This is a genomic window from Streptomyces sp. 8K308 (genome assembly GCF_004348315.1).
In the GTDB taxonomy this organism is placed as follows: Bacteria; Actinomycetota; Actinomycetes; order Streptomycetales; family Streptomycetaceae; genus Streptomyces.
On the sequence record NZ_SMKC01000648.1, the window covers coordinates 1 to 1102 of the forward strand.

At 81.4% G+C, this 1102-nt stretch carries 1 protein-coding gene; it reads right to left on the bottom strand.

The genetic code is table 11. The features are described 5' to 3' along the window. Window positions 1–317, bottom strand: a 317-nt coding sequence (locus E1265_RS36415) for an FAD-dependent oxidoreductase (RefSeq protein WP_132935204.1), incomplete at its 3' end; no start/stop codon positions are given. Window positions 318–1102 lie beyond the last annotated feature (785 nt).

Sequence of the window (1102 nt, forward strand, 5' to 3'; positions counted from 1 at the left end):
AGCCGGGGGACGAGGCCGGTGTACGAGCGCGACCGGCCACGCCACCTGAGGAGTTGGCGGCCGTGGTGGTGGGTGGGGACGGTGGCGAGCCCGAGTTCGTCGGCCAGCCGCCGCACCCGGTCCTGTCCTGGGCCGATGAAGGTGCCGCCCAACTCGACGGAGACGTCGCCGAGGCGTCGCGCGCGGGTGCGTCCGCCGACCCGCTCGGCGGCCTCGACGACCAGCACCTCGTGCCCCGCGGCCACCAACTCCCGCGCCGCCACGAGCCCGGCGAGCCCGGCCCCGACCACCACCACCTCGGCCCGCCGCACTGTCATGGCCAGATCATCGTGGCCGAGGTGCCTCGCCGGCAACACGCCGGCACCCACGGCCCCCGGCCTGCGGCCGACGCTGGGCCGTTCCTCCAGCCCCGGCGGCTGGCGCCGCCACCGGGCCCGGCGTGCTCACGCCGGGGACCGTCTGTAGCCGACGGTGGGCCGTTGCTTTCGGCGCGAGGTTGTTCGCGTGGTGCGCGCGGCCGGAGGTTGCCGCTGGTGGCGGGGCGACCGCTGAACCTCGGCATGGTCGTGCCGTCCAGGGCCTCGCGGCGGGCGCCTGCGGCGATCCCGGCCCGGCCCGGCGCCCGCGCGCCGGGCCGGGCTCACGCGCGGCCCGGCGCCTCCGGCGCCCACGGCTCGGCCGAGCACGCCGGCCGCGGGGTCGCCTCGCGCACGCGTACCCGGGCGGGACAGCCGCCGAGTGACCTGCCCGCCGGCCGAAGGGCCACTTCCGGCCGCGTCTCGGCGGGCCGGCGGCGGCCCCGCAGGCGGTCTCCGCCGGCCCGCGCTATCGGGCGGCCAGCTGGGCCGTGGTCTCCACACCACGCGCGGCCCGCGCCGGGCGCGGCTCGGCTGACGCCGCCGCGCCGGCTGGCGCGGCGGCCTCGCGGCCCTCTGCCGGCGCCGGCGGTGCCCGCCGGCCCGCGTCACCGCGCGGCAGGCCGGCCCTGTGGCCTCCCGCCACGCGCGGCCCGCGCCGGACCCGGCCCGGCGCGGATCGCGCGGCGGCGCCCGCGTGGCGGCCCGCTCATCCGGTCGGGGGCGGGCGGCGGGTGAGCCAGGCT